Annotated in this window: 11 protein-coding genes, 1 tRNA gene and 1 pseudogene; 9 read left to right on the top strand and 4 right to left on the bottom strand. The window is 63.8% G+C overall.

Annotation, left to right across the window (positions count from 1 at the left end; translation table 11 throughout):
- A pseudogene (locus EOA29_RS10905) lies at positions 1–229 on the top strand (hydrogenase); the annotation flags it as partial.
- A gap of 114 nt (positions 230–343) precedes the next feature.
- On the opposite strand, the gene EOA29_RS10900 reads toward EOA29_RS10905, so the two are convergent.
- Positions 344–1,222: a LysR substrate-binding domain-containing protein gene (locus tag EOA29_RS10900; protein ID WP_245464834.1), complete on the bottom strand. Its 879-nt coding sequence runs from the start codon at positions 1,220–1,222 to the stop codon at positions 344–346.
- 236 nt (positions 1,223–1,458) lie between these two features.
- On the opposite strand from EOA29_RS10900, the gene EOA29_RS10895 reads away from it, so the two are divergent.
- From EOA29_RS10895 to adhP, 3 genes are all read left to right on the top strand, one after another.
- Entirely contained in the window at positions 1,459–2,853 is a 1,395-nt protein-coding gene (locus EOA29_RS10895; RefSeq protein ID WP_126090897.1) for an FAD-binding oxidoreductase, read from the top strand.
- A 21-nt stretch (positions 2,854–2,874) separates the two neighbouring features.
- Positions 2,875–4,050 carry an MFS transporter gene (locus EOA29_RS10890; protein ID WP_126090898.1) on the top strand — a complete coding sequence of 392 codons (1,176 nt, stop codon included), beginning with the start codon at positions 2,875–2,877 and terminating at the stop codon, positions 4,048–4,050.
- Between the two features lie 96 nt (positions 4,051–4,146).
- Entirely contained in the window at positions 4,147–5,226 is a 1,080-nt protein-coding gene (gene adhP, locus EOA29_RS10885) for an alcohol dehydrogenase AdhP (protein WP_126090899.1), read from the top strand.
- Between the two features lie 28 nt (positions 5,227–5,254).
- Here the strand turns inward: adhP and EOA29_RS10880 are convergent.
- Together EOA29_RS10880 and EOA29_RS10875 are read right to left on the bottom strand one after the other, a co-directional pair.
- Positions 5,255–5,331 (bottom strand) — tRNA-Arg (locus EOA29_RS10880).
- A gap of 192 nt (positions 5,332–5,523) precedes the next feature.
- Positions 5,524–6,969, bottom strand: coding sequence for a HAMP domain-containing sensor histidine kinase (locus EOA29_RS10875; protein ID WP_189478864.1), 1,446 nt, complete (start codon positions 6,967–6,969; stop codon positions 5,524–5,526).
- 304 nt (positions 6,970–7,273) lie between these two features.
- On the opposite strand from EOA29_RS10875, the gene rpmH reads away from it, so the two are divergent.
- From rpmH to yihA, 5 genes are all read left to right on the top strand, one after another.
- A complete protein-coding gene (gene rpmH / locus EOA29_RS10870; protein ID WP_008833937.1) occupies positions 7,274–7,408 on the top strand; it encodes a 50S ribosomal protein L34 in 135 nt (44 codons plus the stop codon).
- A 16-nt stretch (positions 7,409–7,424) separates the two neighbouring features.
- On the top strand, positions 7,425–7,778 hold the full coding sequence (gene rnpA, locus EOA29_RS10865) for a ribonuclease P protein component (protein ID WP_126090900.1): 354 nt from the start codon (positions 7,425–7,427) through the stop codon (positions 7,776–7,778).
- A 7-nt stretch (positions 7,779–7,785) separates the two neighbouring features.
- Positions 7,786–9,615 (top strand): membrane protein insertase YidC, encoded by a 1,830-nt coding sequence (gene yidC / locus EOA29_RS10860; RefSeq protein WP_126090901.1) that lies wholly within the window; start codon positions 7,786–7,788, stop codon positions 9,613–9,615.
- A 334-nt stretch (positions 9,616–9,949) separates the two neighbouring features.
- The gene (locus EOA29_RS10855; protein ID WP_126090902.1) at positions 9,950–10,588 is read left to right on the top strand and encodes a CatB-related O-acetyltransferase; all 639 of its coding nucleotides are present in this window, start codon (positions 9,950–9,952) and stop codon (positions 10,586–10,588) included.
- Between the two features lie 32 nt (positions 10,589–10,620).
- Positions 10,621–11,274: a ribosome biogenesis GTP-binding protein YihA/YsxC gene (yihA, locus tag EOA29_RS10850; protein ID WP_126095682.1), complete on the top strand. Its 654-nt coding sequence runs from the start codon at positions 10,621–10,623 to the stop codon at positions 11,272–11,274.
- 425 nt (positions 11,275–11,699) lie between these two features.
- On the opposite strand, the gene EOA29_RS10845 is transcribed toward yihA, so the two are convergent.
- Positions 11,700–12,758, bottom strand: a 1,059-nt coding sequence (locus EOA29_RS10845; RefSeq protein ID WP_281061063.1) for an FtsK/SpoIIIE domain-containing protein, incomplete at its 5' end; no start/stop codon positions are given.

Genomic DNA, 12,758 nt, shown 5'->3' with positions numbered 1-12,758 from the left:
GCGAACTTGGGACGCGACGCCAAACCCGAAATGGGTGGTCGCGCTCGGCGACTGCGCAAAGGACGGCGGCTGCTTCGCCGGCAGCTACGCGGTCGTGGGCGGCGTGGCGGACGTCGTGCCCGTAGACCTGCACATTCCAGGCTGCCCGCCGCCGCCGATCGAGATCCTCAAGGGATTGATCGCGCTGCTCGACGGCGCGAACGGGAAGGGTGGCGCTTCGGAAGGCTGAAATAGCGGCAAGCCCGACTCTACCCATACGGCGACAATTCAATCTCGATGGACGAGCTCATGCTGCCAATCGACCCCGATCGCTGCTCGCCTACGTCAAATCACAACCTTGCGCTCATATCACGGTTCTCATCCACGCCAGGAAGGATTCCATCACCGCGGATCGCGGGCTGTGATGCATCCACACGACATAGAAGCTGTAGCCCGGCAGGGACAATGGATGCGCTTTGACGAGCGTGCCGCTTTCCAGTTCACGGCCGACCACGACGTCACTTAAAATCGCAATGCCTTGCCCGGCGACAACCGCATCGATCGCGTGCAGCTCCTCACGAAAGCTCAAGTCCCAGGCCTTGTCCGGGATCAGGTCCGGATCGATTGAACGGGCCGTCACCAGCCACCGGCGCCAGGTGGGAGCGTCCGGATCGCGGCTCATCCAGTCGAAATGGATCAACGGATAACGCAGGAGATCGGCGGCCCGCTCGATCGCCCGCCCATCGCTCGCCAGCAATCGCGGACTGCAAATGGGAAAGAAGGAATCGCGGCACAGCTCTTGCCCGGCAAAGCCCAAAGGCGGGCGCCGTGTATAGCGGATCGCCACGTCCGCGGCGCCGGCGCGCAGATCGAGCAGCGCGTCCGTCCCGATGATCTCCAACGGCACGGCCGGGTTGGCTTCCCGCCATTTCGGCAACCGGGGCACCAGCCATCGGCTGGCAAAAGCATTCGGGCTGGTCACCCGCAGAGGCGCTTGAAAATCCGGCTCCGCGACCGCGGCAAGGGAACCGGCGAGAAGATCAAAGCCGTTGCGCAGGATAGGGAACAGCCGCGCTCCCGCACCCGTCAGCACGAGCGGGCGCGGCCGGCGCTGGAACAGCTTGCAACCGCATATCTCTTCCAACAAGCGGACCTGGTGACTGATCGCCGTCGGCGTCACGCCGAGCTCCACCGCCGCGGCCTTGAAACTGCCGTGCCGGGCAGCGGCCTCGAAGGCGTGCAAAGCACGGAGCGGCGGGCAGTTCCTCATGCCGGCAGTGTAGATGAATTCTGCTCATCCAGTAGCTAAGAATTTCGCTTTTGCAGAAGGTTGAGCCCTGTGAGACCCTAGAGTGGTTCGCCGTTTCACGGAAACGGCGAACCACTCTATCTCTTTGTTTTCACGCAATTCCGGACGGAAAACCGCTTCACACTTTTCCTGGAATTGCTCTAGTCCGGTTGGAACCGAGGACGGCGACGATGGAGATTCCGCGACAAACCGATGCGCTGTTGGGCCGATCCCATGTTCCGAGCGCGGCGATCGAACGGCTACGGCAGGGCTTGCGGGGCGATGTGGTGTTGCCGACGGACGCTGGCTACGACCAGGCGCGCGCGGTCTGGAACGGGGCGATCGACAAACGCCCTGCCGCAATTGTCTTTTGCACCAATCCCGATGACGTCGTCCATGCCGTGATCTATGCCAAGTCACAAGGCTCACTCGTGGCCGTTCGCAGCGGCGGCCACAACGTCGCCGGTTTGTCCGTCTGCGACGATGGGATGGTGATCGATCTATCTCGCATGAAGAAGATTTCCGTCGATCCCGAGCACCGCATCGTCCGAGCCGAGGCCGGTCTGACCCTCGGCGAGTTCGACGCGGCCACGCAGGCCCACGGTCTTGCGACGACCATGGGCGTCAACGGCGACACCGGTATTGCCGGGCTGACGCTGGGTGGAGGCTTCGGCAAGCTCGGGCGAAAGCACGGTCTGAGCTGCGATAATCTGATCGCGGCCGAAATCGTGACGGCCGACGGACGGCTGTTGCGGACAAGCGCCGGCGAGCATCCTGACCTGTTCTGGGCCCTGCGGGGCGGCGGCGGCAATTTCGGCATAGTGACGGCGTTCGAATACCGGCTGCACCCGCTCGGCCCGGCCCTTCTGGTGGGCTCGGTGCTTCACGCCTACGATCAGGCGCGCGAGGCCATGCGGTTTTACGACAAATTCTCCCGTGACGCCCCGGACGAGGTGAGCGTCGACGCCGCGCTCGTCACACTGCCGTCGGGCGATCGCGCCTTCAGCATCTCGGCTTGTTATGTGGGGTCTCCCGAAGCGGGCGGGCCCGTCATAGCACCGCTGATGAAATTCGGATCTCCCATTGAAAGCCGCCTCCAAGCCGTTCCTTATCTCCAGATTCAATCGGCGGGCGACAGCCTTTTCCCGCGCGGACGGCGCTATTACTGGAAAGCGCAATTCCTGCATGAAATCAGCGATGGTGCGATCGACGCGCTGCTCGACAGTTACGCGAGGGCTCCCAATCGCTCGTCCCTGCTGGTTTTCCAGCAGGTCGGCGGCGCGATCGCCCGCGTGCCCGCGTCGCACTCGCCTTATGCCAATCGCGATGCGGCCTTCGATTGCTTCCCGATCGCCATCTGGGACAATCCGGTCGATGACGAGGCAAATATGCGCTGGGCGCGCGAGCTGTGGAATGCGGTCAAGCCATTCTCAACCGGCGGGGTCTATGCGAACAATCTTGGCGACGAAGGCGACGAGCGCGTGCGTGATGCTTATGGCGGAAATTATGCGCGCCTCGCCGCCATCAAGAAGCAATACGACCCGACCAACTTCTTCCGATTGAACCAGAATATCAGGCCTGGATAATTCGCAATCCGTGAGAGAACCGTGCGCAGCCGCTGGACGATCCTTGCTGTGCTCTTTGTCGCCCGCACCGCGATGGCGTTTCAGTTTCAGAGCGTTGCCGCCGTCGCGCCCCTTGTCAGCGCCGGCCTCGGCGCAAGCCTGGCCGACATCGGCATTCTGATCGGCCTCTATCTTGCACCGGGTGTCGCGCTGGCCCTGCCTGGCGCGACCATCGGCCGGCGCTATGGCGACAAGGCGACCGCTCTCGCCGGCCTGCTGATGATGCTGGCGGGTGAAATGCTGATGACGGCGTCGACGTCCTGGAGCCTGCAGATCGGCGGGCGACTGATCGGCGGCACCGGCGGCGTTCTCCTGAACGTGCTGATGACCAAGATGGTCGCCGACTGGTTTGCCGGCCGGGAAATCGCCACCGCCATGGCCATCTACATCAACTCGTGGCCGGCGGGCATCGCTATCGCTCTCATGCTGCTGCCGGCAATCGGAACAACCTTCGGGCTGACCGCCGTGGGCATTGCCGTTTCGGCCCTGGTCGTCGTCAGCATCGGCTTGTTGGCTTTGATCTATCGCACCCCGGAGATGCCGCCCGCCGGTGGCCTCGAACGCTCCGGCATTTCGGCCGGGACAACCTATGCCCTCATTGCCGCCGGTCTGATCTGGTGCCTTTACAATGTCGGCTTCGCGATGGTCTTCAGCTTCGGTCCGTCGATGCTCGTCGAGCGGGGGTGGTCCAATTCGGCGGCGGGATCGACGATCAGCGTCGTGATTTGGCTGGCCGCGCTTTCGGTCCCCGTGGGTGGCTTGCTGGCGGATCGCACCAAACACAGCGGGACGGTTCTCGCCGCGGGCTGTGTGGGTTTCGCATTCCTGATGCTCCTTCTGTCGCGAAGCGGACCGGTGCTGGCCCTCATCATCGCCATGGGGATCGTATGCGGCCTGCCTGCCGGCGCGATCATGAGCTTGCCCACGCGCGTGCTCGATCAGAGGACGCGATCGGTCGGGACGGGCGTGTTTTACACCGTCTACTATGCCGGCATGCTTGCCGGGCCGGCGATCGGCGGCAAACTCGCTGTTTGGGCAGGCACCGCGACGGCCGCTCTCGATTTCGGCGCTGCCGCCCTGCTCCTTTGCCCTCTCCTTCTCTGGTCATTCCAGCGGATCAGCCGCCTCCCGCAGCCGATGGCGGTTCCATCCCGGTAGGTGCTCCCAACGACCGAACGATGCATGCCTTGACCTTGATCAAGGCATGCCCGCTCCGCGACCCTACTCTTCCGGCATTCACAAAAGGAGCAGGCGATGACGAAGACGATGAAAGCTGCGGTGGTGCGCGATTTCGGCAAGCCGCTCACAATCGAGGACGTGCCGGTGCCCGCGCCGGGACCCGGTGAACTGCTTGTCAAGGTGGTCGCCTGCGGCGTGTGCCACACGGACTTGCACGCGGCCGAGGGCGACTGGCCGGTGAAGCCGGCGCTGCCTTTCATCCCCGGCCATGAGGTGGTCGGCGTCGTGGCCGCGCTCGGTCCCGGCGTCAGCGATTTCAAGGAAGGCGATCCCGTCGGCGTCGCCTGGTTGCACGACGCGTGCATGCGTTGCGAATATTGCGAGACCGGCTGGGAAACGCTGTGCGAGCATCAGCACAACACGGGTTACAGCTGCAACGGCGGCTTCGCCGAATATGTCATCGCTTCGGCGGCCTTTGCCGCGCGTCTTCCTGCCGGCGTCGATTTTGCGCAGATGGCTCCGATCCTGTGCGCGGGCGTGACGACCTACAAGGGCTTGAAAGAGACCGAAGCGCGCCCTGGCGAATGGGTCGTGATCTCCGGTATCGGCGGGCTCGGCCATGTGGCGATCCAGTACGCCAAGGCAATGGGCCTGAAGGTCGTGGCGCTCGACATCGCAGCGGACAAGCTCGCCCTGGCGCGCGCGGCCGGCGCCGAGGGGGTCATCGACGCCCGTTCGCCGGACGCGGTGGCCGATGTGCTCAAGGCGACCGCCGGCGGCGCGCACGGCATCTTAGTGACGGCCGTCTCGCCGCCGGCCTTTTCACAGGCGCTGCGCATGGTGCGCCGCAAGGGCACGGTTGCCCTTGTCGGCCTGCCGCCGGGGGAATTCCCGACCCCGATCTTCGATGTGGTGCTCAAGCGCGTCACGGTGCGCGGGTCGATCGTCGGTACGCGGCGCGATCTCGATGAGGCCATGGCCTTCGCGGCCGAAGGCAAGGTGAAGGCCGAAATCACCAAGGCGCCGTTAAGCGACATCAATGCGATCTTCGCCAGACTCAAGGCAGGCAAGATCGACGGCCGCGTGGTGCTGGACCTTACCGGCTCCGACAGGGCAAGCACGAGGAAACTGGAGCTAGCCGAGTCAGAAACCTAAAAATATCAGCGGTTTCAACCGGATGAAATGGCGCGCCCGAAGAGATTCGAACTCCTGACCCCCAGATTCGTAGTCTGGTGCTCTATCCAGCTGAGCTACGGGCGCGCATCAGGCCGTGTGCGACACGGCCCCGCGATCCGATCAAAACGACCGGCCGCGAAATGTGGAGTGTTCCCTAACGACTGAATTTGCGAAAAGCAAGCCGATCCGGCAAAAGTTTTGTCGCAGGCATTGCGGCTGAGCCTCCGACGGCGTCGTTCAGGACGGAACCGGCGCGGTTTGTCGGGATGGCTGCGGTCAAGCGGGACGGCGCAGGCCGTTGCGGGCCTGATCGAGCCGCACCGGCTGGTCGGGGATGGTGACGGCGAAGACCGTGCGGCCGCCGATCGATTCGACCAGCTCGACCGTGCCGCCATGGGCGCGGATCAGCTCATGGGCGATCGCCAGGCCGAGGCCGGTGCCGCCGCTGCGCGCCGAGCCGCGGAAGGCCGCGAACAGGTTTTCGCGGGCCTTGGGCGGCAGGCCGGGCCCGGTGTCGGTGACGGTGATGCGGCTGACGCTGCCCGAACGTTCGGCCGAGACGGCGAGACGACGCACCACCGCGCTTTCGGTGTCGGCTGCCATCGCCTGCACGGAGTTGCGACAAAGATTGGTGAGCACGCGGAACAGCTGGTCGGAATCGGCATCGACCTCGAAGGTGAGATCGACGCCATTGATGAACTCGATGCCTTCCTCGATGTCGAGCAGGCCATGCACGTCGTCGACCAGCTGGCGCAGCCTGAGCCTGCGGCGCGACGGCGCCGGCTCCTGCGTGCGGCCATAGGCGAGCACGCCCTCCGAATAGGCGACGGCGCGGTCGAGCGCGCGCAGGAGCTTCGGCGCGAAGGACTGCACGGTCGGGTCCTTCACCTGGCGCAGGCGGTCCGACATCAGTTGCGCGGAGGCGAGGATGTTGCGCATGTCGTGGTTGATCTTCGACACGGCAAGGCCGAGGTCGGCGAGGTGCTTCTGCTCGGAAAGCATCTTGTGCAGCCGATCCTGCATCTGCGCCAGCTCGCGCTCGGCGACGCCGATCTCATCGGAGCGCTCCGTCGGGCAGATGATGCGCCCGGGATCGTCGGGCGCCTCGGAGAAGGACAGGATCGAGCGCGTCATGGTGCGGATCGGGCCGATCATGATGAGGTCGATCGCCGCATAGACGAGCATGGCGGTGAACAGCGAGATCAGCAGCGACACCAAGGCGACGTTGCGCGAATAGCGCAGCATCGCGTTGCGCAGGCTGCGGTCCGGCATGATCAGCTCGAACTCCTTGTCGCTGTCGCCGACCGGGCCGAAGACGCGCAGCATGCGGTTGCCGCCGACGAACAGCGTTTCCAACGCGCCCGTCATGCCGTTGACCAGGCCGACATTGGCGATGTCGATATGCTCGTCGACCTTCGGCGGCATGTCGGCCACGACCAGCAGCCGCGAGACGCCGCCGTCGCGCACCGCGATCGCCTTGGCGCCGATCGCCATCAGCACATCGTTCTGGGCGGTGTGCGACAGCGAGTTGGGCTCGCCCTGCAACAGGACGATCGAAACGGCGGCGGCGGTGCTCAGCCGCTCCTTCAGCCAGTTCACCCTGTAGCTGGCGATCCAGGGCAGGAAGATCAGGATTTCGGCGAGCAGCACGAAGACGATGGTGAGAAGCAGAAGCTTCGTCGACAGGCCGCGCGACAGCGGCACCCGGCGCGGAGAGCTCATTTCCGTCGGGCGTGCCTTTTCATCCGTGGACAGGACTTCACTCGTCATGACGCGGTTTTCACGAACGCTTGATCGGACAAGGTTATGCGATTTGCGGCTTTTTTGCCAATTTCGTCCCTGGCATCGCAAAAAATTCGCCCGCAGCAGCCCGGATTGACTTCCAAAAACCTTCTTTCTATAAGCCCGCTCACGCTCGGGCCATTCGTCCCGGCGCGGTTTCGATCGCGCCTAAAACCGGCCCGGCAAAGCTCCTGTTACAGAGTGACAGAATCAAGAAGGGCCGCACGCCGCGGTATTAAAACAAATGAAGCGTACCTACCAACCGTCCAAACTCGTCCGCAAGCGCCGGCACGGTTTCCGCGCCCGCATGGCCACCAAGGGTGGCCGCGGCGTCGTCGCAGCCCGCCGCAACCGCGGCCGCAAGCGGCTGAGCGCCTGAGCGAAAGACGAGATCGTTGCCCGCAACCGGCAAGCCAAAGGGGAAAGCTCCCGGGCGGCTTCTGAAACGCGCGGATTTCCTGGCTGTGCGCGGCGGCGAGAAACGCCGCGGGCGGCTTTTTCTCGTCGAGGTTCTCGATCGTGGCGACGATTCCGCGCCACGCGTCGGCTACACGGTCACCAGGAAGGTCGGCAACGCCGTGGTGCGCAACCGCGTCCGGCGGCGGCTCAGAGAAGCTGTGCGAACGTATGCCGCCGATGACATGGCGCCCGGCAATGACTATGTCATCGTCGGGCGCGAAGACGTGCTTGCCATTCCGTTCGGCCAGTTGAAGGCCGAGCTTTCCCGCCGGCTGCGCGGAACACGATAGGCTCTCGATGGAAAACAACCGCAATTTCTTCATCACCATCGCGCTGTCGGTGCTGATCCTGACGCTGTGGCAGGTGTTCTACATGAACCCGCGCATGGAGCAGCAGCGCGAGCAGGCCCGCATCGAGCAGCAGCGCGCCGAAGCGCAGAAGAAGGAAGCGGGCGGCGCCGCCAATTCCGGCGCAACCGGGACACAGGCTCCGGCGCCCGGCGCCATCCCCAACACGCCTGGCGCCGAGGCAACGACGCCGGCAACCTTGGAACAGGCGCTCGCCGCAACCACGCGCGTCAAGATCGATACACCGAGCCTGTCCGGCTCGATCAACCTCGCCGGCGCACGCCTCGACGATCTCAAGCTCAAGCACTACACCGAGACGGTCGACAAGAACTCGCCCGAGATCCAACTTCTCAACCCGGAGCAATTGTCAAACGGATATTTCGCCGAGATTGGTTTCGTCGGCGACAGCAATGTCGGCACACTGCCCGGGCCGAAGACGGTATGGAGTGTTGACGGCAATTCGACGCTGAGCCCGGCGACGCCCGTGACGCTCACTTTCACCAACGACAAGGGACTTGTCTTCAAGCGGACGTTCTCGGTCGACAACGACTACATGTTCACCGTTTCCGATACCGTTCAGAATACCGGCGGCACCGCCGTGTCGCTTTTCAACTATGGCCGTGTCGCCCGCTTCGACAAGCCGGCCGTGGCCAGCACCTATGTGCTGCATGAAGGCCTCATTGGCGTTACCGGCAGCGAGGGCCTGCAGGAGCACAAATACGCGGCGATCGAGAAGGACAAGCAGTACAAGCCCGGAAAGTCGACAGACGGCTGGCTCGGCATCACCGACAAATACTGGGCCGTCACGCTGATCCCTTCGGAGAAGCAGCCATTCCAGCCCAGCTACTCCTATGTCGACATCAACAACGGGCTTCGCCACAGCTATCAGTCCGACTACATGACCGATGCCATCGCGGTCGGACCTGGGCAATCGACAACGGTCGAGACGGAGATCTTTGCCGGCGCCAAGGAAGTCAACAAGGTCAATGCATACGCTCAGGACCGCAACATCCGGCTGTTCGATCGCCTGATCGATTGGGGTTGGTTCATCTGGATAACCAAGCCGATGTTCTACCTCATCGACACGCTCTACAAGTTCTTCGGCAATTTCGGACTGGCGATCCTCGCCACCACCGTCATCGTCAAGGCTATCTTCTTCCCGCTCGCCAACAGATCTTACGCGTCGATGGCGAACATGAAGAAGGTGCAGCCGAAGATGCTGGAAATCCGCGAGAAATACGCGGACGACAAGATGAAGCAGCAGCAGGCGATGATGGAGCTCTACAAGACCGAGAAGATCAATCCGCTGGCCGGCTGCTGGCCGGTGGCGCTGCAGATCCCGGTCTTCTTCTCGCTCTACAAGGTGCTCTACATCACCATCGAGATGCGGCACGCGCCGTTCTTCGGCTGGATCCATGACCTGGCGGCGCCCGATCCAACGTCGATCTTCAACCTGTTCGGACTGCTGCCGTTCGCTCCGCCGGCTTTCCTGCCGCATATGGGCGCCTGGGCGGTGGTGATGGGCATCACCATGTTCCTGCAGATGCGCATGAACCCGGCGCCGCCGGATCCGACGCAGGCCGCGGTCTTCACCTGGATGCCGGTGATCTTCACCTTCATGATGGGCAGCTTCCCTGCCGGCCTCGTCATCTACTGGGCCTGGAACAACACGCTCTCGATCCTGCAGCAGGGTGTGATCATGAAGCGCCAGGGCGCCAAGATCGAATTGTGGGACAATCTGGCGGCAATGTTCCGCAAGAAGCCATCGCCGGCGGAATAGCCGGCGCCCGACCCTGAATACAAAACCCCGGCATGCCGGGGTTTTTTGTTGGCCGATATCGTTCGACGCCCTTCGGACAGAACCTCGCGGGCTTCTTCCGGAATTCGCGTCGCCCCGCGAAACTCCGGCGTGGCCCGCCTCGTAGCTTCCCGGTCCTCCCCAATAAGGCCGCGACGGCTTCCGGCGCTACGACGCCGGTGTTTGGGAGGCCGTCCGGCAGACCGGGATCCCCGCGGGGGGATCCCGGTCGTTCCCGGCTAACTAGGGGTGGGTAGACCACGCGTCGCGCATCACTATAAGCTCGGCCTCCTGCAAGGGTGGACGGAGCCAGCCGATGACCGGACCCAATCCCAACATCAAGCATCCCATCGCGATGCATCCGCGCGTCGGCTTCCTGAAGGGGCTGGTCAACGCGCCCAACATCGAGATCGGCGACTTCACCTATTACGACGACCCTGACGGCCCCGACAAATTCGCCGAAAAATGCGTGCTGCACCATTATCCCTTCATCGGCGACAGACTGATCATCGGCAAGTTCTGCGCTATCGCCGAGGGCGCGCGCTTCATCATGAACGGCGCCAATCACGCGATGTCCGGCTTCTCGACCTATCCGTTCAACATCTTCGGCCATGGTTGGGAGGAAGGTTTCGACCCTGAGACGTGGTCGAAGGAGATCCGCGGCGACACGATCATGGGCAATGACGTCTGGATCGGCATGGATGCGGTGATCATGCCCGGCGTGAGGATCGGCCATGGCGCGATCGTTGCGGCGAAATCGGTTGTCACGCACGACGTGCCGCCCTATGCGATCGTCGCCGGCAACGCGGCCAAGGTGGTAAAGATGCGCTTCGACGACTTCACGATACGGCGACTTTTGAAAGCGGCCTGGTGGGACTGGCCGGTCGACAAGATCAGCCGCAACCTCGACGCCATCCGGGGCGCCGACATTTCCAGGCTGGAGGCCGCGGTTTGAGCGCGCCCGAAAAGACGACAAACGACAAGACAATGGGCGACACGGCGGCAATCAACCCTGAGCTGTTCACACGCGGCTGGATCTTCATCCGCGGCGTGCCTTCGATGAAATTCCTGCCGCCCGAAGGGCCGCCGGAGATCGCCTTCGCAGGCCGCTCTAATGTCGGCAAATCCTCGCTGATCAACGCTCTGGTCGGCCAGAAGGGCCTGGCGCGCACCTCGAACACGCCGGGGCGCACGCAGGAGCTCAACTATTTCGTGCCGGACGGGTTCTCCGGCGAGGGCGCCGACCTGCCGCCGATGGCGCTGGTCGACATGCCGGGCTACGGCTACGCCAGCGCGCCGAAGGACAAGGTCGATGCCTGGACGAAGCTGATCTTCGAATATCTGCAGGGGCGCGTGACGCTGAAGCGCGTCTATGTGCTGATCGATGCCCGCCACGGCATCAAGGCCAAGGACGAGGAGGTGCTGTCGCTGCTCGACAAGGCGGCTGTCTCCTACCAGGTCGTGCTGACCAAGACCGACAAGATCAAGGCGGCGGGCGTGCCGAAACTGATCGAGGAAACGCTTGCCAAGATCAAGAAACGGCCGGCGGCGTTTCCGACCGTGCTCGCGACATCATCGGAAAAGGCCGCCGGGCTCGACGAGCTGCGCGCGGCGATCGCGCTGGTGGCGAACGGTGGCTGAGCGGGCCTGCGTCGGGCAGCCGCATTGGAAAGGTTTGCGTGGCACGAGCCCCACCCCTACCCACAACGGAATCCTGGCGGCAACGACGAAATGTCGATGATACAACGGCGGCATCGTCCCTCCTTCCTGTGGCAGGGCAATCGCATATGGCGCTCCCCCTCTCCGTCTCGGCTTCGCCGAGCCACCTCTCCCCCACGTTGTGGGGGCGAGGAACCCAAGCTTCCAAAGGCCGCTACATCAGCGATTAGCGTTTCCTCGCCCCCATGAAATGGGGGAGAGGTGGCCGCGTAGCGGACGGAGAGGGGGCAGCGCTGCCGTGTGCGATTGCCCCGTGTGTACCCCGTTGTGGGGAGGGGTAGAGGGGTACTTCATATGCGATTGCGCTGGCCCGAAAGCGCGCCAGACCCCGCCCTATCAAGCTTTGCTCAATCCATCTCGTCGCGTTCCGGCGCAAGGTCCCGCCGACCGGCAAGGATTTCACGCTTGCCGACGTGGTTGGGGGCGCCGACCAGGCCTTCCTTCTCCATGCGTTCGACCAATGAGGCGGCGCGGTTGTAGCCGATGCCGAGGCGGCGCTGGATGTAGGAGGTCGAGCATTTCTTGTCGCGCTTGACCACCTTGACGGCTTCCTCATAGAGGGCGTCGCCATCCTCCTCGGCGATCGAGCCCTTGTCGAAGACCGGACCGGCGTCGGCCGCCTCTTCCTCCGCTTCCTCGCCGGCGGTGACGGTGTCGAGATATTCCGGGCGGCCTTGCGCCTTCAGATGCGCCACGACGTGCTCGACCTCCAGATCGGAGACGAAGGGACCGTGCACGCGCGCGATGCGCCCGCCGCCGGCCATATGCAGCATGTCGCCCTGGCCGAGCAGCTGCTCGGCGCCCTGCTCGCCCAGGATCGTGCGGCTGTCGATCTTCGACGTCACCTGGAAGGAAATGCGGGTGGGGAAATTGGCCTTGATGGTGCCGGTGATGACATCGACCGACGGGCGCTGCGTGGCCATGATCAGGTGAATGCCGGCGGCGCGGGCCATCTGCGCCAGCCGCTGGATGGCGCCTTCGATCTCCTTGCCGGCGACCATCATCAGGTCGGCCATCTCGTCGACGATGATGACGATGTAGGGCATCGGCGCGAGGTCGATCTCCCGTTCCTCGAACAGCGGCTCGCCCGTGCCCTTCTCGAAGCCTGTCTGCACCTGCATGACCACCACCTCGCCGCTGTCGCGGGCAGCGGCGACGCGCTGGTTGTAGCCGTCGATGTTGCGCACGCCGAGGCGCGCCATCTTGCGGTAGCGCTCCTCCATCTCGCGCACCGCCCATTTCAGCGCGGTGACGGCTTTCTTGGAATCGGTGACGACGGGCGTGAGCAGATGCGGGATGCCGTCATAGACGGACAGCTCCAGCATTTTGGGATCGACCATGATGAGGCGGCATTCCTCCGGCTTCATCCGGTAGAGCAGCGACAGGATCATGGTGTTGATGGCGAC

The sequence above is a fragment of the Mesorhizobium sp. M1E.F.Ca.ET.063.01.1.1 genome, from assembly GCF_003998155.1.
GTDB lineage: Bacteria > Pseudomonadota > Alphaproteobacteria > Rhizobiales > Rhizobiaceae > Mesorhizobium.
Note: the sequence above shows the minus strand (reverse complement) of the source record. Positions and strands in the feature narration are given on the sequence as shown.

Coding starts and splice junctions, on each gene's coding strand:
- adhP (WP_126090899.1), top strand. CDS start 4,147: ATGACGAAGACGATGAAAGCTGCGGTGGTGCGCGATTTCGGCAAGCCG.
- yidC (WP_126090901.1), top strand. CDS start 7,786: ATGGAAAACAACCGCAATTTCTTCATCACCATCGCGCTGTCGGTGCTG.
- yihA (WP_126095682.1), top strand. CDS start 10,621: ATGGGCGACACGGCGGCAATCAACCCTGAGCTGTTCACACGCGGCTGG.
- rpmH (WP_008833937.1), top strand. CDS start 7,274: ATGAAGCGTACCTACCAACCGTCCAAACTCGTCCGCAAGCGCCGGCAC.
- EOA29_RS10895 (WP_126090897.1), top strand. CDS start 1,459: ATGGAGATTCCGCGACAAACCGATGCGCTGTTGGGCCGATCCCATGTT.
- EOA29_RS10875 (WP_189478864.1), bottom strand. CDS start 6,969: ATGAGCTCTCCGCGCCGGGTGCCGCTGTCGCGCGGCCTGTCGACGAAG.
- EOA29_RS10855 (WP_126090902.1), top strand. CDS start 9,950: ATGACCGGACCCAATCCCAACATCAAGCATCCCATCGCGATGCATCCG.